This window comes from Clostridium sp. J1101437_171009_A5, assembly GCF_015547905.1.
In the GTDB taxonomy this organism is placed as follows: domain Bacteria; phylum Bacillota; class Clostridia; order Oscillospirales; family Oscillospiraceae; genus Pseudoflavonifractor_A; species Pseudoflavonifractor_A gallinarum.
In genome coordinates this window covers 1-19234 of sequence record NZ_JADMVY010000010.1, presented here as the reverse complement: position 1 = coordinate 19234, position 19234 = coordinate 1, and the positions used below count along the sequence as shown (strand labels likewise).

The 19234-nt window shown below is 61.8% G+C and carries 20 protein-coding genes and 2 rRNA genes; 6 read left to right on the top strand and 16 right to left on the bottom strand.

Annotated elements, in window-relative coordinates; translation table 11 throughout:
• Positions 1-19: 19 nt before the first annotated feature.
• Positions 20-700, bottom strand: coding sequence for a FadR/GntR family transcriptional regulator (locus I2C21_RS12930; protein ID WP_101691559.1), 681 nt, complete (start codon positions 698-700; stop codon positions 20-22).
• A 113-nt stretch (positions 701-813) separates the two neighbouring features.
• Here I2C21_RS12930 and ilvD point away from each other — a divergent pair, with 113 nt between their 5' ends.
• The 3 genes from ilvD (at position 814) to I2C21_RS12915 (ending at position 3304) form a co-directional block, all read left to right on the top strand.
• Positions 814-2475: a dihydroxy-acid dehydratase gene (gene ilvD / locus I2C21_RS12925; protein WP_101691560.1), complete on the top strand. Its 1662-nt coding sequence runs from the start codon at positions 814-816 to the stop codon at positions 2473-2475.
• Between the two features lie 110 nt (positions 2476-2585).
• A complete protein-coding gene (locus I2C21_RS12920) occupies positions 2586-2927 on the top strand; it encodes a DUF4234 domain-containing protein (RefSeq protein WP_101691561.1) in 342 nt (113 codons plus the stop codon).
• Positions 2927-3304: a DUF2752 domain-containing protein gene (locus I2C21_RS12915; RefSeq protein WP_193538174.1), complete on the top strand. Its 378-nt coding sequence runs from the start codon at positions 2927-2929 to the stop codon at positions 3302-3304. Before I2C21_RS12920 ends, I2C21_RS12915 begins: the two co-directional genes overlap by 1 nt.
• A gap of 46 nt (positions 3305-3350) precedes the next feature.
• Here I2C21_RS12915 and I2C21_RS12910 read toward each other — a convergent pair whose 3' ends face one another.
• The 6 genes from I2C21_RS12910 to I2C21_RS12885 form a co-directional block, all read right to left on the bottom strand.
• Positions 3351-4187 carry a DUF975 family protein gene (locus I2C21_RS12910; RefSeq protein ID WP_193538171.1) on the bottom strand — a complete coding sequence of 279 codons (837 nt, stop codon included), beginning with the start codon at positions 4185-4187 and terminating at the stop codon, positions 3351-3353.
• Positions 4188-4242: 55 nt separating this feature from the next.
• A complete protein-coding gene (locus tag I2C21_RS12905) occupies positions 4243-5871 on the bottom strand; it encodes a sensor histidine kinase (protein WP_195279454.1) in 1629 nt (542 codons plus the stop codon).
• Positions 5872-5873: 2 nt separating this feature from the next.
• Positions 5874-6545: a response regulator transcription factor gene (locus I2C21_RS12900; protein WP_195279453.1), complete on the bottom strand. Its 672-nt coding sequence runs from the start codon at positions 6543-6545 to the stop codon at positions 5874-5876.
• Positions 6546-6662: 117 nt separating this feature from the next.
• On the bottom strand, positions 6663-7736 hold the full coding sequence (locus tag I2C21_RS12895) for a TPM domain-containing protein (RefSeq protein WP_195279452.1): 1074 nt from the start codon (positions 7734-7736) through the stop codon (positions 6663-6665).
• 3 nt (positions 7737-7739) lie between these two features.
• Positions 7740-8936: a toxic anion resistance protein gene (locus I2C21_RS12890; RefSeq protein ID WP_101691567.1), complete on the bottom strand. Its 1197-nt coding sequence runs from the start codon at positions 8934-8936 to the stop codon at positions 7740-7742.
• A 44-nt stretch (positions 8937-8980) separates the two neighbouring features.
• Positions 8981-9670 (bottom strand): 5-bromo-4-chloroindolyl phosphate hydrolysis family protein, encoded by a 690-nt coding sequence (locus tag I2C21_RS12885; protein WP_101691568.1) that lies wholly within the window; start codon positions 9668-9670, stop codon positions 8981-8983.
• A gap of 282 nt (positions 9671-9952) precedes the next feature.
• On the opposite strand from I2C21_RS12885, the gene ilvA reads away from it, so the two are divergent.
• The 3 genes from ilvA (at position 9953) to recR (ending at position 12685) form a co-directional block, all read left to right on the top strand.
• Complete coding sequence (ilvA, locus tag I2C21_RS12880; protein WP_101691569.1) at positions 9953-11164, top strand: threonine ammonia-lyase; 1212 nt, start codon at positions 9953-9955, stop codon at positions 11162-11164.
• 246 nt (positions 11165-11410) lie between these two features.
• The gene (gene rpe, locus I2C21_RS12875; RefSeq protein ID WP_101691570.1) at positions 11411-12055 is read left to right on the top strand and encodes a ribulose-phosphate 3-epimerase; all 645 of its coding nucleotides are present in this window, start codon (positions 11411-11413) and stop codon (positions 12053-12055) included.
• Positions 12056-12082: 27 nt separating this feature from the next.
• Positions 12083-12685 carry a recombination mediator RecR gene (gene recR / locus I2C21_RS12870; protein ID WP_101691571.1) on the top strand — a complete coding sequence of 201 codons (603 nt, stop codon included), beginning with the start codon at positions 12083-12085 and terminating at the stop codon, positions 12683-12685.
• A gap of 102 nt (positions 12686-12787) precedes the next feature.
• On the opposite strand, the gene I2C21_RS12865 is transcribed toward recR, so the two are convergent.
• From I2C21_RS12865 to rrf (I2C21_RS12825), 9 genes are all read right to left on the bottom strand, one after another.
• A complete protein-coding gene (locus I2C21_RS12865) occupies positions 12788-13795 on the bottom strand; it encodes an asparaginase (RefSeq protein WP_195279451.1) in 1008 nt (335 codons plus the stop codon).
• Entirely contained in the window at positions 13792-14397 is a 606-nt protein-coding gene (locus tag I2C21_RS12860) for an FMN-dependent NADH-azoreductase (RefSeq protein WP_193538158.1), read from the bottom strand. The genes I2C21_RS12865 and I2C21_RS12860 overlap by 4 nt, the downstream gene beginning before the upstream one ends.
• A 5-nt stretch (positions 14398-14402) precedes the next feature.
• Positions 14403-15575, bottom strand: coding sequence for a DUF2812 domain-containing protein (locus I2C21_RS12855; RefSeq protein WP_195279450.1), 1173 nt, complete (start codon positions 15573-15575; stop codon positions 14403-14405).
• Between the two features lie 4 nt (positions 15576-15579).
• Complete coding sequence (locus I2C21_RS12850) at positions 15580-16770, bottom strand: DUF2812 domain-containing protein (protein WP_195279449.1); 1191 nt, start codon at positions 16768-16770, stop codon at positions 15580-15582.
• Between the two features lie 59 nt (positions 16771-16829).
• A complete protein-coding gene (locus I2C21_RS12845; protein ID WP_195279448.1) occupies positions 16830-17153 on the bottom strand; it encodes a PadR family transcriptional regulator in 324 nt (107 codons plus the stop codon).
• 109 nt (positions 17154-17262) lie between these two features.
• Positions 17263-17994, bottom strand: a complete 732-nt coding sequence (locus tag I2C21_RS12840; RefSeq protein ID WP_195279447.1) for a M15 family metallopeptidase — start codon at positions 17992-17994, stop codon at positions 17263-17265.
• A gap of 17 nt (positions 17995-18011) precedes the next feature.
• Positions 18012-18704, bottom strand: a complete 693-nt coding sequence (gene sfsA / locus I2C21_RS12835; protein ID WP_195279446.1) for a DNA/RNA nuclease SfsA — start codon at positions 18702-18704, stop codon at positions 18012-18014.
• A gap of 69 nt (positions 18705-18773) precedes the next feature.
• Positions 18774-18889 (bottom strand): 5S ribosomal RNA (gene rrf / locus I2C21_RS12830).
• Between the two features lie 43 nt (positions 18890-18932).
• A 5S ribosomal RNA gene (gene rrf, locus I2C21_RS12825) occupies positions 18933-19048 on the bottom strand.
• Between the last annotated feature and the right edge of the window lie 186 nt (positions 19049-19234).

Below are 19234 nucleotides of genomic sequence, written 5' to 3'. Positions count from 1 at the left end.
GAAATCGCCGGCCTGTCTTTTATTCCCCTTCCAGTCCCATCACGTCCATACTGTGGCGCATGTGGATGGCCATGGCGTGCTCGGCTCCGGTTCCGTCCCGGCGGGCAAAAAACTCTAGGAGCAGTGCGTGGTCCCGCAGGGTGTCCTCCGCCAGCTGTTCTCCATGCTCTCCCGCCTCCACTGCGGTCATGACCGCCCGGTCGATGAGGGGCAGCAAACGGGTGAGGAATTCATTGTGAGTGGCCCGGACGATGGACGCATGGAAGGCTCCGTCGGCGGCGGTGCGGTCCTTTCCCGCCCGGATGCACCGCTCCACTGCGGCCCCCCGCTCCAGAATGTCGGCCAGTTCTCCCTCGGTGGCCCGGCAGCAGGCCAGCCGGGCGGCGGCCGGCTCAAAGATGCTGCGCAGTTCAAAAAGGTCCCGCAGTTGTCCCTTCACCCGGCTCAGACCGCCAAAGCCAAAGTCCTCAATGCCCTCCACCTCCCGGGAGACAAAGGTGCCCTTTCCGCGGCGCACCTCCAGCACCCCCTGGGCCGTGAGCGTGCGCACTGCCTCCCGCAGGGTGGCCCGGCTCACGCCCAGGGCCTGCGCCAGCTCCAGCTCGTTGGGCAGTTTCTCGCCCGGGGCGATCTGTTTTTCCAGGACGATCCGCGCATACAGCCGCTCCGCCGTCTGCTGTGCCAGGTTTTTTTTCTCCATAAAAGCCTCCCTCTCCTGCTTGACATCTTTCTTGCTCTTATTTTATAATAAGTTATCATACAACGCAAGCGTCATCATACAACTTTGTTTGCGATTTTGAGGAGGTCTTTTCCATGCGCAGTGATCATGTGACAAAAGGTGTGGAGCGCGCCCCCAACCGCTCCCTCTTCTATGCTCTGGGCTACACCAAGGAGGAGCTGGAGCGTCCTCTCATCGGCGTGGTTTGCTCCTATAACGAGATCGTTCCCGGCCATATGAATCTGGACAAGATCGCCGAGGCCGTCAAGGCCGGTATCCGCGCCGCCGGCGGCACTCCGGTGGAGTTCCCCGCCATTGCGGTGTGCGACGGCATCGCCATGGGCCATATCGGCATGAAGTACTCCCTGGTCACCCGGGATCTCATTGCCGACTCCACTGAGGCCATGGCCATGGCCCATCAGTTTGACGGTCTGGTCATGATCCCCAACTGCGACAAGAACGTGCCCGGCCTTCTCATGGCGGCCGCCCGGGTGAACATCCCCACCATCTTCTGTTCCGGCGGCCCCATGCTGGCCGGCCGACTCAACGACGGCCGCCGCTCCTGCCTGTCCCATATGTTTGAGGCGGTGGGCGCCTATAAGGCGGGCAAGCTGGATGAGGCCGGCGTGGAGGACTATGAGAACAACGCCTGTCCCACCTGCGGCTCCTGCTCCGGCATGTATACCGCAAACTCTATGAACTGCCTCACCGAGGCCATCGGCATGGGCCTGCGGGGCAACGGCACCATTCCCGCGGTCTGGTCGGCCCGTCTCCGCCTGGCCAAGCACGCGGGCATGCAGATCATGGAGCTGGTGGAGAAGAACATCCGCCCCCGGGATATCATGACCCCCGCCGCCTTCCACAACGCCGAGACGGTGGACATGGCACTGGGCTGTTCCACCAATACCATGCTCCATCTGCCCGCTATCGCCCACGAGTGCGGCATTGAGCTGGATCTGGACATGTCCAACGAGATCTCCTCCAAGACTCCCAACCTCTGTCACCTGGCCCCTGCCGGCGATACCTATATGGAGGATCTGGAGGGCGCAGGCGGCGTCTACGCGGTGATGAAGGAGCTGACCAAGCGCGGCCTCCTGGACACCAGCGTTATGACCTGCACCGGCAAAACCATGGAGGAGAACCTGGCGGGTGTGGAGAATCGGAATCCCGAGCTCATCCGGCCCATCGAGAACCCCTACTCCCCCGACGGCGGCATCGCCGTCCTCAAGGGCAACCTGGCCCCCGAGGGCTGTGTGGTCAAGCGCTCCGCCGTCGCCCCCGAGATGATGCGCCACACCGGCCCCGCCCGGGTGTTCAACAGCGAGGAGGAGGCCATCACCGCCATCTATGAGGGCAAGATCGTCTCCGGCGATGTGGTGGTCATCCGCTATGAGGGCCCCAAGGGCGGTCCCGGCATGCGCGAAATGCTCAATCCCACCTCCGCCATCTGTGGTATGGGTCTGGGCGAAAGCGTGGCCCTCATCACCGACGGCCGCTTCTCGGGCGCTACCCGCGGCGCCTCCATCGGCCATGTCTCTCCCGAAGCCGCGCTGGGCGGCCCCATCGCCTTTGTGGAGGAGGGGGACATCATCTCCATTGATATCCCCGCCTGCAAGATCCAGCTGGAAGTGGACGAGGCCACCCTGGCAGAACGCCGTGCCAAGTGGGTTTGCCCCGAGCCCAAGGTCAAAACCGGCTACCTGGCCCGGTATGCCAAGCTGGTCACCTCCGCCGCACGGGGCGCTGTACTGGAATAATTTTACTAGGGGAGCGGTTAAAAACCGCTCCCCTACTTGTCATATTGGCATCTTTTCGGTATAATACGGGCAAGAATGAAGCAAGACATGAAGCAAGAGGAGCGTTCAATATGAAACAGAGAAGCATCCCCCTGTGTGTGATCTATTCCATCATTACCTGCGGTATTTACAGTATCTACTGGTTCATCTGCCTGACCGATGAGAGCCGTATCGTATCGGACCGCTATCAGACTTCCGGCGGTATGGCGTTCCTGTTTAACCTCATTACCTGTGGAATCTATGGGATCTACTGGGGCTACAAGATGGGCGAGGCCATGGACGACGCCCGGGCCCAGCACGGCGAGCCTGCCGGGTCTCTGCCCATTATTTTCCTGATCCTCAACCTGTTCGGTCTGTCCATTGTGACGATGGCTCTGATCCAGAACGAGCTCAATAAATACGAGATCGCCTGATGCGTGCCCGCACCCTTCGCCTGATGCGAGGTCTGGGGCTCCTGTTGGCCGCCGGACTGGCCTATGCTGCCTTCTGTCTGGTGACCGGGTGGTCCATCCCCTGCCCCTTCCATCTCCTCACCGGGTGGAATTGCCCTGGCTGTGGGGTCACGCGGATGTGTCTTGCCTTGCTGCGGCTGGACCTGGCCGGAGCTTGGCAGGCCAATCCCGGTCTCATGCTCCTGCTTCCCTTTTTAGCCGTCCTTCTGCTCTCCCTGGCCGTGCGCTATATCCGCACCGGACGGGGGCTGCCAAGCCCCGGGGAACAGAAGTTGATCTGGTGCGGTGTGGCCTATCTTCTGCTCTATGGCCTGCTCCGCAACCTGTGGGAAATCTGATCCAAAGAAAACCGCCTGTGCCAAGTGGCACAGGCGGTTTTTTTCATTACTCAAAGGTCAGAGGCGGGTCCAGGGCCTCCTGCTTGGGCGGGCGGGGGAAACGTCCGGTGACAAAGTCATAGAAATTCGCCATGGACGCCATGTAGTAGGGCGTCACCCATAGTCCCAGAATCCCCAGGGTCAGGACCGAGAGCAGCTGCCACCCCAGGAAGGAGAGCTCCAGCTTGAACAGCTCCCACTTCCAGCCCTTCATATAGGTCACGCTGTTGCGCACAGCCTCCCGGGCACCGCTCTCCGGCTCATCCAGCAGGAAGAAGTAGGTCAGGCTATAGCGCAGCATGACCCAGAAGCAGTAGACCAGAAAACCGATCATGCCGGGGACCAGGAAGAGGAAAATCCCAAAACTGCCCATTCCCATCAGGACCAGCCCCAGCACCCAGTAGATTCCCGTGCCCAGCAGCAGCCAGGGCAGCATGCACAGCGTCTGCCAGATGTCGGTCAGCAGTACTTTTCCAGCCATGGAGAAGATATTGAAGAGGCTCTGAAATCCTCCCTCCTGGCCCCGGGCCAGGTGCATGGCGTAGGCCATATACCCTGCGCTCAGCACAGCGGAAAAAAGCGCCATCACAATGGTGAAAAAGAGGAACGGCAGAAGGAATGCTCCAGTCAGCAGCTCCTCCGAGAGGTACTGTCCTCCCAAAAGCAAGCCCTCAATGGCCCGCAGGGGCGATCCGGTGGCCAGCAGGAAGATCACATAGTTTCCTCCCATACTCACGCCGCTGGTCAGCAGCAGGTAGATCAGTGTCACCAGCATGGGATGGGGATTGGCTCCGCTCAAACAGGCGCGGGCCTCCGCTTTGATACGAATTCGGTCAAAGTTCATGGTATCCCCTCCTTTCTGTCCTCAGGATACCATAGACCGCCCCACTTGGCAAGCATCACTCACCCCCGGGCAGCTCTACCCAGAAGCGCACCCCGCCGGGGATGTTCTCCGCACCGCAGAATCCATGGTGGAGGCGCACTGCCTCCCGCACCAGCGCCAGTCCCAGCCCGGAGCCTCCAGCCCGGGCCCGCTCCTTCTCACCCCGCCAGAAGGTCTCAAAGAGCTGCCCCAGGTCCTCAGGCGGGATGGGCTCTCCGTCGTTCTCCACGGCGAGGCGTACGATCCGGTCCCACCGGACCAGCGTGAGGCGGATCGCTCCGCCGGGCGGCGCGTGCCGCAGGGCGTTGGAGAGGAGATTGTCCACCACCTGCTCCAGGCGCATCCGGTCTCCCGCGATCCGGACCGGCTCCAGATCCAGAACAACGCGGATGGACTGCTCCTCCGCCGACCGGCCCAGGCGCTGGGCCGCCCCCGCTACCAGTGCGGTCAGATCCACGTCCTCCGGAAGGAGCCGCTTCTCCTCTCCCTCCATTCGGGAGAGCTCCAGCAGGTCGCACACCAGCACTCCCATCCGGTCGGCCTCGTCCATCAGCACGGAGAGGTATTCCTCCCGTTTTTCCGGGACGATGTCCTCCCGCAGGGCCTCAGCGTAGGAGCGCACCACCGCCGCCGGGGTCTTGAGCTCATGGGCGGCCGCCCGGGTGAGAGAGCGCTCCCGCCGCAGGGTGTCGGCCTGCCGTTTACTGACCCGGAGGGCCAGCAGCAGCAGAAAGAGGAAGGTGGCCCCATAGGTGAATTCCAGTCCTCTGCTCCCCAGCCGCCAGATATTATAGGCCACGCCGTAGGCCGAAATCAGCTCCGGTTGGTCTGCCGACGGACCGCAGCGGGCATAGCCCTGGCCGCCGCCTCCGCCGCCGGTCCAATCGCTTCCCGGCTTTCTCCCGTCCAACAGACTGTCGATGCGCCCCTCGGCCGCCCGGAAGAGGGCCAGGGCCTGCTCCGGACTGTCCTTGCTCCATACCAGGGGGGAGCTCACCTGGGCCGCGTCAAAGGGAAAGGTGGTGAGCCTCTTGTCCTGGAAGAAGGAACTGTCCGTGTCCAGCAGGACCACAGGCCCCTCCTCATAGTAGTACACCAGCTTCTGGGGGTAGACCACATTTCCCTCCTGCACTCCGATGACTTCCCCCCGCAGGCCCACCCGCTCGTTGTCACTCGCCTCGTACAGTCCGCCCTCCGTGCCATAGAAGTGAGTATAAATCGGATTGGCCCGTATCCGTTTTGCCAGCGCCACGTGTTCCTCCTCGCTGAGCACCGCGTCAAAGCAGAGGTAGTGGTCATAGACCCCTGTACCCGGCAGACAGAAGCTTCCCCAGGTCAGGGGGGTGCGGGCCAGCTCGGTCCCCTCCTGGTCGTAGAGGCGGAACACCCCCATGGCCCCCGCCGTGTCGTAGCTTGTCATCCGGTTCGTCAGGATGGCCGGCTTCTCCCATTCCTCCGCCGTCCCCTCCAGCACCATCTGGCAGTTTTTCAGAGTAGACTCTTCGTACGACCCCATGGCGTGTTCTACCTGGTCTCGCTTGGCGTCCAGATTCTGAAAGGTAAGGACCCCCACCAGGAGGAGCCATAGGGCAAAGAAGCTCAAAAAGACACTGCGGAAGATGCGCCAAAATACCCGGTCCTTCATGGTCATCCCTCCCTGAGCTGATACCCCGCCTTGAACACGGTCCGGATCTGCCGCCCGGCACTTCCCAGGGCGGCGCGCAGGTTCTTGATCTGTACGTCCACCGCCCGCTCGTCTCCCTCAAAGTCCAGGCCCCACACCTTGTCCAGCAGCTGTGCCCGGCTGAGGACCACCCCCCGGTTGCGCATCAAACAGAGCAGCAGCTCGTATCCCCGGGGTGAGAGCGGGATCTCCGAATCGTTCACCGTACAGGTCCGTGTGCCGGTATCCAGCCCGATGGCCCCGCAGCGCAGGGTCGTCCCCAGGGTCCCGCCCCGGCTCCGGCGGATCAGGGCCATGGTACGGGCATAGAGAAGGGCCAGGGAAAAGGGCTTTCCCACATAGTCGTCCGCCCCCAGTTCATAGCCCCGCAGGGCGTGGGCCTCGTCTCCCAGCGCAGTGAGGAAGAGGATGGGGACCCCGCTGCGCTCCCGCACCGCCCGGCACACGGCAAAGCCGTCCGGTCCCGGCATCATCACATCCAGCAGCACCGCGTCATAGTCCCGTTCCCGCAGAGCCTCCAGCGCCTCGGCTCCGTCCGCCGCCGTGCGGCACGCCACACCGTGGGCGACAAAGTAGTCCCGCACCACCGTGCGCAGCCGCTCCTCATCCTCCGCCAGCAGAATGGCTGTCTCCATATTTCTCTCCCCCCTTTCGTCCCTATCATACCATCCACTTGTGTCCAAGTTATGTGGCCGCCCAGAAAAAACGGGAGTGCCGGAGCACTCCCGTTTCCTGTTCCTTCTGCGCAGACCTCAGCGGCGTCCGCCGCCAAAGCCCCCACCTCCTCTGGAACCTCCAAAGCCGCCGCCTCGGCTACCTCCGAAGCCACCGCCTCGTCCGCCCCGGGAACCGCCGAAACTGCCGCCTCGTCCGCCCCGGGAACCGCCGAAACCGCTGCCTCCGCCGAAGCTGCTGCCTCGTTCGTTCCGGGAGCCGCCGAAGCCACCATGGCTCCCGCCCGAGGGCCGCCCGCCGAAGGTTCCGCCTCCTCTGGGTCCGTGGTTCCCCGCACCTCCAAATCCACCGGGGCCGCGTCCGCCCGGTGGGGGTGGGGGCGGGGCATTCCACCGCCGCCGGTACCAGCCGTACCGGGGTCCGTGCCAGAAGAGAATGGGCCGGAAGAGCACCGGGGGATTGGGCACGCCATAATAGCGGCGGCGGTACTCATTATACCGGTACTCATCGGCCACACAGGCCAAAACAAAGACAAGAGCCACCGCAACGACGGTCATGGAGACCCAGTCCACCGACGCTTTGGACGACGTGGTATAGCCCGCGGTGCCCATATCCCCGGTACCGAAGGCGTTCTGGTAGAGCTCATCCATCCCCTGATAGAAGCTGAGGACACCATCCTCCCAGGCACTGCCCGAGAGGACCCGGCGGTCCAGATCTTCCATCGCCTGGGTGGTGAGCAGGGTGGAGAACTCGGTTCCGGGAAAGAGGTAATAACTTCCCTGGGACGCGTCGATGTAGAGAATCGCATCCCCCTCGCCCAGTCCCATATCCAGTCCGGCCGCCTGTGCCGCCTCCTCCAGAGAGCCAGAGGTCGTATGCTCCACCGTCACCAGCGCCACCACACTGTGGTAACGGGCATCCCAGTTGGCATTGTAGAGCCGCACCGTCTGCTCCGCCCCTTCGGAGAGGAGCCCGGCCTGGTCGTCCAAAAAGCGGCTCACCGAGCCGGTGTCCAGGGAGTTATCCAGCGGCACTCCGGTGTCCTGGGGCAGCAGATACTGTTCCTTGCGCAGCTGTCCGATCCCAATGGCGGCCAGGATCATCAGCACTGCCAGCAGCAGCGCTGTGCCGCGCTTTTTCAGGGCGCCCAAGGCTTAACCCCGCAGCTCCAGCAGTTTCTGCTTGAGCTCGCCCTCGATCCGTCCCAGTTCCACTTCGGCCTCCCGGCGCTTCTGGGCGCCGTCCTGCTGGATCTTCATCACCTCGTCCAGGGTGGAGATCAGCTGCTGATTCGTGTGCTGGAGGGTCTGGATGTCCACCACACTCCGCTCGGCCTCCCGCGCGGTCTCGATGGTGCCCATCTTGAGCATGTCCGCATTCTGCCGCAGGAGTTCATTGGTCATATTGGTGACGGCGCTCTGGGCCGCGGTGGCCTGACGGGAGTGCTCCAGCCCCAGGGCCAGGACCATCTGGCTCTTCCACAGGGGGATGGTGTTGACCAGCGAGGACTGGATCTTCTCCAGCATCAGGGCGTCGTTGTTCTGGATCAGCCGGGTCTGGGGACCCATCTGCACCGAGATCATACGGGTCAGCTCCAGGTCGTGGAGCTTCTTCTCAAAGCGGCTGCACATATTGGCCAGATCGTTGTAGGCCTGGGCGTCCTCCTGGGCGCCGGTCTCCCCGGCCTTGCGCTTAAGGGCCTCCAGGTCCTCCGCCCGGACCTGCTGGAGGCGCTTTTTCCCGGCCAGGATATACATGGTGAGCTCCTTATAGTATTTCATATTGAGCTCATACATCTGGTCCAGCATGGCTACGTCCTTCATCAGGGTGACCTGGTGCTGCTCCAGAATGGAGACGATCTTGTCCACATTGGTCTCCGCCTTGGAGTAGGCGATCTTCATCTCCTCCAGCTCATCCTTCTTTTTCTGGAAGAAGCCAAAGATGCCCCCCTTCTTCTCCTCCGGGGTGCCCACATGCTTGAGCTCCACCACCAGGGAGGAGAGGGCCTGTCCCACCTCGCCCAGGTCCTTGGTCCGCACCGAGTTGAGGGCATTCTCCGAGAAACCGGCGATATTCTTCTGGGCCGCCGCGCCGTACTGGAGGACCATGTTGGCGTCGGTGATGTCGATCTTCTGGGCAAACTCGTCCACCATCTTCCGCTCGGCCTCGGTGAGACGGCTCTCATCCAGCTTGACCGCGTTGGCGTCCCGCTCGGCCTGGGTCATGGCCGCGCTCTGCTCCTCCGTCTGGGGCGTCAGCGTCAGCTCAGGAGCCTGGGGCGCGGCGGCCGCAGCGGTGTCCAGGGTGGGCGTCAGAGTCAGTTCCGGCATGGTATCCAATTTATCCGACATAGTGATTCGTCCTTTCCTATTTCAATTCGTAATATTTCTTTCCTTTATTCCGGTTTGGTTTCAAAATCCGATCCGCTCAGACCCTCTCCCGCCAGCATCTGCTCCAGTACGGTGATGTCGGTGGCAATGTCCAGTGCCTCATCTCCAAAGAGGGCGTCCAGCTGCCGGTCAAAGGCGGCGACGATGGTCTCCATCATGGTCTCGATCTTGCCCATGGTCCCGTCAATGTTGGTGCCCGACACACCGGCACTTCCCATCCGGTCATAGGCGTTGAGCAGCTTGAGGGTGGTGGGCAGATAGTAGTTGAGGAACTTTCGGATCTGAGAGCGCTTCTCCGGGTGCTGCGCCACATAGTCCAGGATCTTTCCGGTCACCTCTTCCAGGTGGTCGATCTGGGCCGAGATGGTGGCATCCTCAATGTTGTCGTTGAGGCGGCGCATCTCGCTCAGCGCCCGCTCCCGTTCCTTTTTGAGGGCTGCGATCTCCGGATCTTCGCTCGTCTCCTCCTTGGTCTCTGCCTTTTCCTCCGGTTCCTTCTGCTCCGGCTCGTCGGGCACGATCAGGACCCGGTCTTTCCAGATCAGACAGCGCCCCAGCACATAGACCGCCAGGGAGGCCGCCGCCGCCCCAAACCAGTGCAGGGGCTGATAGAGGGGCAATACCAGGGACCAGATCAGCCAGGTGACGCCCACGGCATAGATGGGGGCCACAGAAGGTCGTCTTTCTTTCGCCATTTGCATATCCTCCAAAACAGGGGCTTATTTGAGCTGGTTTTATTGTACCTTTCCGCAGTTGGGGTGTCAAGAAACATCCGCTTCCAGCGGGAATGGCACTTTCTCTCGTTGACTTTAGCGTGAAAAATTATTATGATATATGCAGTGCATCCGCCCCAGCGGCGGTACTTCTATTTTGGGGCTCCAGGGCCTTCCGGGTCCGGAGATACACGCAACGGTCATGGTCGCTCCTTTGTGTGAGGCGGCTCCCATCCGCTGTGTCAATGAAAGGGGACGTCTCTCATGCTTACGCTCAACGAGTTCAAGGCCGCCCGCAATGTATTGTCCGGCGTCATCCTGAACACCAACCTGATTTACAGCCCCGCCCTTTCCAAGAGCACGGGCAACCATGTCTATATCAAGCCGGAGAACATGCAGGTCACCGGCGCCTACAAGATCCGCGGCGCATACTATAAGATCAGCACCCTCTCGGAGGAGGAGAAGGCCCGGGGCCTCATCACCGCCTCCGCAGGCAACCACGCCCAGGGCGTGGCCTATGCCGCCCAGGCCGCCGGCGTCAAGGCCACCATCGTCATGCCCACCACCACGCCGCTGGTCAAGGTCAACAACACCAAGGACTACGGCGCGGAGGTCATCCTGCACGGCGAGACCTTTGACGATGCCGCCGCCCTGTGCGCCCAGCTGGCGGAAGAGCGGGGCCTCACCTATGTACACCCCTTCAACGACCCCGCCATCGCCACCGGCCAGGGTACCATCTCCTATGAGATCTTCCAGGACCTGCCCGATGTGGACATCATCCTGGTGCCCATCGGCGGCGGCGGACTGGCCACCGGCGTGTCCACCCTGGCCAAGCTCCTCAATCCCAATGTCACCGTCATCGGCGTGGAGCCTGTGGGTGCCGCCAGCATGAAGGCCAGCCTGGAGGCCGGTCACATCGTCACCCTCCCCACCATCGACACCATTGCCGACGGCGTGGCCGTCAAGACGCCCGGCGACCAGATCTTCCCCTATATCCAGAAGAATCTGGACGACATCATCACCATCCACGACAGTGAGCTGGTGGACGCCTTCCTGGATATGATGGAGCGCCACAAGATGGTGGTGGAAAATGCCGGCCTGCTCACCATCGCCGCCCTCCATCACCTCAACTGCAAGGGGAAAAATGTGGTGCCTGTCCTCTCCGGCGGCAACATGGACGTGATCACCATCTCCTCCCTGGTCCAGCACGGCCTCATCAACCGCGGCCGGGTCTTTACCTTCTCGGTGCAGCTGCCCGACCGCCCCGGCGAGCTGGTGCGGGTGGCCAACATCGTGGCCCAGGAGAACGGCAACATCATCAAGCTGGAGCACAACCAGTTCGTCAACATCAATCGTCAGGCGGGCGTAGAGCTCCGGGTCACCACCGAGGCCTTCGGCCATGCGCACAAAAATGCCATCCTGGACGCCTTCAAGGCCGCGGGCTACGACGCCCGTGTGGTCAATACCGTCCTGTAAACGCTCTTTGTTGGCCGCCGGCGAAGCCCACCGGCGGCCAACTATACCCAGCGGCGCACACAGTGCTCCCTGCCGGTTCCGGGCCCGTGGGGCCGGGGAGAGCTTCCGGCCGGTCTCTGTGTGCAGACGGCCGTGCCGTCCCTGCCGCGTGCACTATCCTATGCGCAATGGGAACGGGCGGTGCGCCCGCCCTCCCACGAGTATATACCCCACAGCTTTTCCATGGTATGAACGGAGGATGAAAGTATGATTAAAATTGCCCCTTCTATTCTCTCCGCGGACTTTGTAAACCTGGAGCGGGACATCAAGCGGGTCTCCACCGCCGACTGGCTCCACGTGGACGTCATGGACGGCCACTTTGTGCCCAATCTGACCATTGGTATCCCGGTGGTCAAATCCATTCGCAAATGCACCGACATGTTCCTGGATGTGCACCTGATGATCGATAAGCCGGTGCGCTACATCGAGGACTTTGCCAAGGCCGGCGCCGATCTCCTCTCGGTCCATCTGGAGGCCGACGGCCCCACCGGCATTGCCCAGGCCCTGCGGGTCATGGAGGACTGCGGGGTGAAGAAGGCGGTGGCCCTGCGCCCCATCACCTCTCCCAAGGCCATCCTGCCCTACCTGGAAAACCTGGACATGGTGCTGGTCATGACGGTGGAACCCGGCTTCGGGGGCCAGTCCTTCATGGCCGACCAGCTGGACACCATCAGCCAGGTCCGCTCCCTGATCCGCCAGTATAATCCTGCCTGCCGCCTGCAGGTGGACGGCGGCATCAATCCCGAGACCGCCCGCCGGGTCATCGCCGCCGGGGCCGACACCCTGGTGGCCGGCTCCGCCGTCTACGGCGCGGCCGATCCCGCCATGGCCATCGCGGCTCTGCGGGGCTAACTCTCAACCATCATCGGAGGTCCATCCATGCAGTATTTTCCCCCTGCTCTGGAAACCCTTACGGAGCAGTTCGCCCGTCTGCCGGGCATCGGCCATAAGAGCGCCCAGCGCCTGGCCTTTTTCGTCCTCTCCCAGAGTGCCGAGGACGTACAGGCCTTTGCAGACGCCCTCTTAGGCGCCAAGCACTCCATCTCTCTATGCCCGGTCTGCCAGAATCTGACCGAGGGCGAGGGCCCCTGTGCCCTTTGTTCCAGCGATAAGCGGGATCGGGGTGTCATCTGTGTGGTGGCCAGTCCCAAGGATGTGGTGGCCATCGAGCGCGCCCGGGAGTACGATGGCCTCTACCATGTGCTCCACGGGGTCATCTCCCCCATGAACCACGTGGGCCCTGACGACCTGCACATCAAGGAACTGGTGGAGCGGGTGGCCGCCGGCGGCGTGCGGGAGGTCATTATGGCCACCAACCCCGACACCGAGGGAGAGGCCACGGCCATGTACCTCTCCCGGCTCCTCAAGCCCTTCCAGGTGAAAGTGACCCGTCTGGCCTACGGCATCCCGGTGGGCAGCCACCTGGAGTATACCGACGATGCCACCCTCATGCGCGCCCTGGAGGGACGGCGGGAGATCTGAGGGACACTCTCCCATACAACTGCAAAACAGCCTGTGGAATCCTCCACAGGCTGTTTTATTTTTTCTCTTTATTACCTTTTGGAATCACACGGTCCCGGCGGATTACTCCAGGGTCACCTCGCCGGCCAGGCTGGTCTCAAAGTAACGGCGGACCTGCTCCGGGTCCTGCGTCTGTCCCAGGGCCCACATGAGCTTGGTGACCGCCGCCTCGGTGGTCATGTCCCGCCCCTGGATGACGCCCTGCTCCAGCGCCCGGCGTCCCACCTCATAGACCGCAAAATTACTGGGCTCATAGAGGCACTGGCTGCACACCACCACCGACACGCCTGCGGCCGCGGCTGCCTGGAGCTTGGCCACCAGATCCCGCCGCACAAAGTGCAGGCCGCCCGCTCCGAAGGCCTCGATCACGATGCCCCGGTAGTGCATCTGGAGGAGCATGTCAAAAATCTCAGGCTCCACCCCCGGGGTGAGCTTCATCAAAAATACCCGGGGGGAGAGGGCGTCCCGAAGCACACATCCCTCACCCCGCAGCGGGGGAAGGGCGGCCGGGGTACAGTCCAGTCCGCCTCCGGAGGCCTGGGCCACATAGGGCCAATTCACGCTCTCAAAAGCGTCAAATCCGGTGGTGCGGGTCTTGACCGCACGGGTGCCCAGGATGATCTTACGGTTAAAGGCCACAAATACGCCGCCGATCCCGCTCTCCGCCATGGCCAGCGCCAGGCGCAGGTTCTCCTGTCCGTCGGAGAGGGGATGCTCAATGGGCAGCTGGGACCCGGTGAGCACCACCGGGATGGAGATCCCCTGGAGCATGAAGGACAAAATGGAGGCCGTATAGGCCATGGTGTCGGTCCCGTGGGTAATGACGATGCCGTCATACTCCCGGCTGGAGGCAAAGACATGCCGTCCAATGATCTGCCACTCCTCCGGCTGGATGTTGGAGCTGTCCATGCGCAGGATATCCCGCACCGTGATCTCATACCGCTTCAGCACCGCAGAGGGCAGCATATCGGTCAGGGCCTCTCCGTCCAATCCGGGGGCCAGTCCCTCCTCCATGGGCTGGGACGCAATGGTGCCGCCGGTCGCCAGCAGCAGGAGCTTGGGTTTGTTCAAAATGTTTTCGCCTCTTCCACGCAGCGCTCCAGAGCCTGAGCCATGATCTGCTCTGCGTCATTTGTAATGATATCCAATCCGTCCGCCGCGATACAGCGGAACTCGGGAATGCCGAACATATGGCAGATCACCTTGAGCTGACTGGCTCCCAGTTCCAGCCACTGGACTTCCGGCGCGGAAAAATCTCCGCCCCGGGTGGTGATGAAGAGGAGCTTTTTCGCCTTGCAGAGGCCGTGCTCCACCCCGTCCTCGTCATAGTAGAAGGTCAGATTGACCCCGGAGATCCGCTCCAGATAGACCCGCAGCAGGGCGGGAAAGGACTGCTCCCAGAAGGGGGCCGCGATGACGATGCGGTCGGCCGAGGTAAACTGGTGGGAGACCTCAAACATGGGGTGATCGGTCTGCTTGGCCGCCAGCAGGGACTCCTGAAGCTCCAGCGTGTCGGGATAGAGGGGCTCCAGGCGCTCCTGCATCAGATTGCGCTCGGTGATCTCGTCCTCCGGATGGAGGGCTGCGTACTCCGCCAGAAAGGCGCGGGCCAGCTTCAGAGTGCGGGACTTCTCCTCCCGGACACAGGCGTTGACGAAAAGTACCTTTGCCATCGGTATCACGCTCCTAATTTCGTTTGTGATACTATTGTAGCAAGAAGGGCTGGGTCCGTAAAGTCCAAATCTGCCATAAGACGGACCACCGTCTTTCCGCTGCGGAGGATGAGATATTCACCCCGCTCATATTGATACAGCACGCTCTCCTCCGCACCAGAGACCTCCACCGGGATGGCTGTCTCCTCGCCCCGGCCGCAGAGTATGGCCTTAGTCTCATCCTGGTCCGCTTTTTGCTCTAGCTCCCGGAACACCCGCCCGGCCAGAGCGGAAGTGGCCGCGTCATAGCGCTCCACGTAGAGGATGCCTCCCAGCCCCCTGCTCTGGACAAAACTCACTGTGGAGAGCAGCCCGCTCCCCTCCTGCCACATGATATCGTCGGTTCGGGTGATTCCACCCAGATCGGCCGCTGTGACCACCGGCCGGCCCTCTTCTGCCAGCTGTGCGGGATCCAGCGGCGTCTCGGTGCGCAGGTTGCCCGTCCAGAGGGTACTCAGCAGCGCCGCTGCCAGAACAGGCAGCCAGAGGGCATCCCCCCAGGCCCGCACCCGAGCGCCCCGGAGAGAGGGACTCGGAAGGACCTCCCCCTGGGCCCGCCGCAGCTTCCAGCCATACCGGCACACATGGAACAGCTTGTAGAGCTGCCACAGGAGCCCCAGCCCGATCATTCCCAGGGCCAGAAGCTCCCCCGGATGGAGCAGGAGCTCAAACCAGTAGACCGCCCTCCGCTCCGCGTAAAAAAAGAGTACCGTGGAGAGCACCACCGTAACGAGGACACTGGCCGTGGACTCCACCGCCGGGCGCACCACCTGCTGCTGGAAGCGCGCCTGCTCCAGCTCCGGGTCGGTCTGAAGAGGGACAGGGTTCTGTCCGCGGATGGATTTGTAGATCCGCTGTGCCCCGCTCTCCCCCACCTGCTCCCAGCCTGCATCGGCACAGAGCTGACGGTATTCCGCCTGTCGCTCCACCCAGCCCTCCTGCGACTCCTCCCGCCTGCGCGCGGGAACCAGGTCCACCGTGTAGCGCACCTCCGGGCAGCTCAAGGGCACAAAGACGGCGATGCAGCCGGCCAGCACCCGCTCCAGCTCCCAGCCACGGGCTTTCCAGCCCTCCAGCCAGGTCTCAGCCGCCCGGTAATCCTCATCCCGAAAGCCATAAAATGCATACCGTTTTTTCATCGTTTCACTCCAGATCCAGCCGCTCCAAGACAGCATTCCACATACGCTCCCCGGTCAGGTCGGGCGCTCCTCCGTCCAGAATATGCGCCCCCACCAGGGCAACCGTGCAGCCCTCCCGCAGCAGGAGGAAGGAACCGTCCCGGGCGCTCCAGCTCTCATCCAGGCCCAGCTCCACCGGTACAAAGTCCAGAAGTCCGTATGCCTCGTACCCGCTGCGCCCACTCTCCCATCGGATGGCCCGCACCAGAAGGGAGGCGTATCCGTCGCTCACACAGGTATAGCGGTCGCAGGAGAGGAACTGGTATCCCTCTTCCTCCCGGGCGTCCTCGTGATATCGGATCCCCTGTACCAGCAGGGACCAGACCGGCTCCTCCCGGATGTACGTCACCGCATTGGGGTCCACCCCCATCTCCTCGGCCATAGCCAGAGGGCGCTCCCGCAGCTCCGGGCGGTGGGCGGCCACATCGTAGCCGCTGTATCCCAGGAAGGGGATGAACAGCTCCACCAGCTGAAAGATCACGCACAGCTCCATGAGCAGCCAGCCCAGCCACCCCACGCCGCCCCGGAAGCGGGACCAGAAGGGGGAGCTGGCCACCGGCTCCTCCCGCTCCACTGCCCGTTTCCAGCGCCGCCAGTGGAGCAGTCCGGCCGGAATACTCCAGAGCAGTCCGATCACACAGCAGAGAACACCAAGCGCCCCCAAAAGGCAGGCGGTGCTGCACAGGATCTCACTGGGCTTCACCGCTCTTCCCACGCCGTGCCACTGGAGCCAGCCCCACAGGGCCGCCAGAGCCGCCAGAAGGCCCAGCAACAGCAGGTGTCCCAGGATGGCCGGACGGATGGCACGCTTCCAGTAGGTACGCTCCTCCATCTTCCGGTCGGTCTGAAGGGGCACCGGCCGGGCCACAGGGCTGGAGGCAAAGATGGCCATGCCGCTGCTCTGGGCCACATACTCCCATCCGGCGTCGGCGCAGAGCTGGTAGTAGTCCTCCATATCTAGGGCGTATTCATCCGGCTTTCGGTGCAGGTCCACACAGTAGCGCAGATCGGTCCGCCCGCTGGGCCGAAACCAGGCCAGCACATTGAGCCAGATCCGGTCCAGCTCCCAGCCCGCCGCCGCCCGGCGGTTGAGCCAGTCCTCAGCCGCCTTATAGTCCATCTCCTCATAGAGAAATAGGCCCAATTTTCGTCTCATTCACACGCCTCCTCAGCTGTCCAGAATGACTTCCATCCGGTCCAGGTACCGCTCCCGCTTCACTTCTGCTCGTCCTCTCGCAGAACGCGTTCCATATCAGCAGCCTGACGGCGGATGCGCTCATACTCCCCCCGGAGCACACGATCCCCCTCTTCCGTCAGGCGGTAGTATTTCCGGTTTTCCTCCACCCGGGTGCGGCAGATCAGGGCATCCTTCTCAAAGCGCTCCAAGAGGGCATACAGGGTGCCTGCTCCCACATTCACCCGTCCTCCGGTCAGCGCGGAGATGTTCTGCATAATGCCGTAGCCGTGGCGCTCCTGCCGCAGGGACAGCAGGACATAGTACATGGGCTCGGTCAACGTATCCAGCTTTTTTCGCGCCACGATTTTCCCTCCCCTGACTATATCGAATATCGTTATAGTTATCATACGATAGGATAGCGTAGGTGTCAATCCATGAAAAAATCGGACTGCAAATTTGCAGTCCGATTTTTTATCTCTCCTCCGGAAAATCACATTCCGGACAAAATCCATATTTGGGGGCAGTCCCGTGGGCGTGGGCCCACATCCGCTCTCCATAGGCAAAGTGCCACCACTCGGTGCAGTAGTTGATAAATCCTGCCCCGGTCATCCGGTGAAAGAGCAGGCGCCGGTTCTCCAAAGCCGCTTGGTTTTCCGGATGCTCTTCCACCCAGTGGGTGTGGGCTGCCGGGGTCAGATCATCAAAGCCGGTCCCCATGTCCAGCGGGACGCCGTTTTTGCACAGAGTGAGATCCACCGCACCGCCCGTGGTATGGGGGGCGGGCGCATGGAGCCGTTTGACCGGCTTGGCCACAAAATCACTCAGGATCCGCTCCACCTCTTCCGGCTGGAGGCCCGGGGTACGCGCCCGCACAATATCCTCAAACTCCTCATAGATGGCCTTTTGGAGGGTCAAAGGCCGCAGACAGTCATAGATCAGCAGCGAATAGCACGCTGGAAGTCCCTCCACCACCTGGCACAGCCTCTTCCAGACCCCCTCCCGCATAAGACACCGGTCCATGGCCCCGCGAAGTCCCCGCTTCTGGTAAGCGCGGTCAAATCGAATCCGGGGATGGAGGTCTGTCACATCCAGAAGGGCTTCCCCGCAGTCCTGTGGGGCGGGTACATCGCTCAGGTCCGGGTCCTCTTCCCAGGGAATGGGCCTCTGCTGGTCCCTCCATACCCGTTCCATGTCCAGTTCCATCTCTCTCCCCCCCTCGTTCAGAGCTCTACCGGGATATTTCCTGTCAGCGTCAGGCTATCCGGAGAAACCAAGCATTCCCGTGCAAAAATCTGTACCCCTGCTTCCCGGGCACGCCGCAGTGTTTCCCCAAAGGCCGGGTGGGTCCGGTCATTGGGGCGGAAACACCTCATTCCCTCCATCTGTACCACAAAGCAGAGGGCTGCCTCGTATCCTGCCGCATGGCAGGCAATCAACTCCTCAATATGCTTGACACCGCGTTCCGTGGGGGCATCCGGAAAGAGTACCACGCCGTTTTCTTCCAGCGTAACTCCCTTTACTTCCACAAAGCCGCGCCGTTTGGTGGAAAAGTCCTCTGCCTCCCAGTAAAAATCAAAGCGAGAATGGCCAAATTTTGTCTCCGGTTTCAGGAGCGTCAAGCCCGGAACCCATTCTCCTGCCTTGGCCCACTCCCCGAAAACCTGGTTTGGCGCCTGGGCATCCATATTGATCAAGAGGGAACCTTTTTCCACCGCAATGAGATCAAACTGTGTCTTACGCTTGGGCTGGTCCGCCTTCTCCAGGTAGACCACCGCCCCGGGCACCAGCAGTTCCCGGCAGCGGCCGGTGTTCTTTACATGGACGACCTCCATGCTGCCGTCCACTTCCACGTGGGCTATGAAGCGGTTCGGGCGGGCCAGAAAGATCCCTCTCTTCACCTGTTTGTAGCGCATGTGGATGCCCCCTATCGAAATGAGGATAAACAAAAAACGGACAGTCGCATGGACTGTCCGTTCCTGATGTGTTGGCATTACCTATTTTCCCGGTCCGTCTCCAGACAAGTATCTTCGGCGCAGATGAGCTTAACTTCCGTGTTCGGAATGGGAACGGGTGGACCCTCATCGCAATCAACACCAACTCTGGTGAAAAGAACTGGACAATCTTACGACTGTCCAGTTCTGTGTCGGCATTACCTATCTTCCCGGTCCGTCTCCAGACAAGTATTTTCGGCGCAGGTGAGCTTAACTTCCGTGTTCGGAATGGGAACGGGTGGACCCTCACCGCAATCAACACCAACTTACTTTTCTCCGAGAAGAAAAGTAAGCAAAAGAAATTCTATTTCTTCTCCTTACCGTTCTTCTCAACGATAAGCTATTATATTCAATTTTCATCTCTTTGTCAAGAGAAAATTGGTGACCCGTACGGGAATCGAACCCATGTTTGCGGCGTGAGAGGCCGCCGTCTTAACCGCTTGACCAACGGG

Bases quoted from the DNA above. Each gene is read 5' to 3' on its own strand.
- I2C21_RS12890 (WP_101691567.1), bottom strand. From the start codon at position 8,936: ATGTCGGATAAATTGGATACCATGCCGGAACTGACTCTGACGCCCACC.
- I2C21_RS12840 (WP_195279447.1), bottom strand. From the start codon at position 17,994: ATGGAACTGGACATGGAACGGGTATGGAGGGACCAGCAGAGGCCCATT.
- ilvD (WP_101691560.1), top strand. From the start codon at position 814: ATGCGCAGTGATCATGTGACAAAAGGTGTGGAGCGCGCCCCCAACCGC.
- I2C21_RS12920 (WP_101691561.1), top strand. From the start codon at position 2,586: ATGAAACAGAGAAGCATCCCCCTGTGTGTGATCTATTCCATCATTACC.
- I2C21_RS12860 (WP_193538158.1), bottom strand. From the start codon at position 14,397: ATGGCAAAGGTACTTTTCGTCAACGCCTGTGTCCGGGAGGAGAAGTCC.
- I2C21_RS12910 (WP_193538171.1), bottom strand. From the start codon at position 4,187: ATGAACTTTGACCGAATTCGTATCAAAGCGGAGGCCCGCGCCTGTTTG.
- recR (WP_101691571.1), top strand. From the start codon at position 12,083: ATGCAGTATTTTCCCCCTGCTCTGGAAACCCTTACGGAGCAGTTCGCC.
- rpe (WP_101691570.1), top strand. From the start codon at position 11,411: ATGATTAAAATTGCCCCTTCTATTCTCTCCGCGGACTTTGTAAACCTG.
- I2C21_RS12915 (WP_193538174.1), top strand. From the start codon at position 2,927: ATGCGTGCCCGCACCCTTCGCCTGATGCGAGGTCTGGGGCTCCTGTTG.
- I2C21_RS12885 (WP_101691568.1), bottom strand. From the start codon at position 9,670: ATGGCGAAAGAAAGACGACCTTCTGTGGCCCCCATCTATGCCGTGGGC.
- I2C21_RS12930 (WP_101691559.1), bottom strand. From the start codon at position 700: ATGGAGAAAAAAAACCTGGCACAGCAGACGGCGGAGCGGCTGTATGCG.
- I2C21_RS12850 (WP_195279449.1), bottom strand. From the start codon at position 16,770: ATGAGACGAAAATTGGGCCTATTTCTCTATGAGGAGATGGACTATAAG.
- ilvA (WP_101691569.1), top strand. From the start codon at position 9,953: ATGCTTACGCTCAACGAGTTCAAGGCCGCCCGCAATGTATTGTCCGGC.
- I2C21_RS12855 (WP_195279450.1), bottom strand. From the start codon at position 15,575: ATGAAAAAACGGTATGCATTTTATGGCTTTCGGGATGAGGATTACCGG.
- I2C21_RS12905 (WP_195279454.1), bottom strand. From the start codon at position 5,871: ATGAAGGACCGGGTATTTTGGCGCATCTTCCGCAGTGTCTTTTTGAGC.
- I2C21_RS12900 (WP_195279453.1), bottom strand. From the start codon at position 6,545: ATGGAGACAGCCATTCTGCTGGCGGAGGATGAGGAGCGGCTGCGCACG.
- sfsA (WP_195279446.1), bottom strand. From the start codon at position 18,704: ATGCGCTACAAACAGGTGAAGAGAGGGATCTTTCTGGCCCGCCCGAAC.